Raw genomic sequence first — 258 nt, 5'->3', positions numbered from 1 at the left:
AGGAGTCGTAGCCGGAGCATCCGCTATTTTCTTTGCGTATGTAGGATTCGATGCCGTTTCAACACAGGCTGGAGAGGCCATTAATCCTAAGAAGGATGTGCCTTTCGCGATTATTGCTTCACTGATTATCTGTACTCTTTTATACATATTGGTTTCCCTTGTATTAACAGGGATGATGCATTATACTGATTTTAATCCACTTGGAAAATATCCGGACGCTATTAAAGCTCCTGTAGCCTATGCATTTGATATTGCAGG

1 protein-coding gene is annotated in these 258 nt (G+C 41.5%); it reads left to right on the top strand.

The genetic code is table 11. From position 1 onward, the window contains the following. Positions 1 to 258, top strand: a 258-nt coding sequence (locus SCA31_RS24220) for an amino acid permease (RefSeq protein ID WP_410699531.1), incomplete at both ends; no start/stop codon positions are given.

Source organism: Chryseobacterium sp. SIMBA_028 (assembly GCF_046535285.1).
Taxonomy (GTDB): domain Bacteria; phylum Bacteroidota; class Bacteroidia; order Flavobacteriales; family Weeksellaceae; genus Chryseobacterium.
Note: the sequence above shows the minus strand (reverse complement) of the source record. Positions and strands in the feature narration are given on the sequence as shown.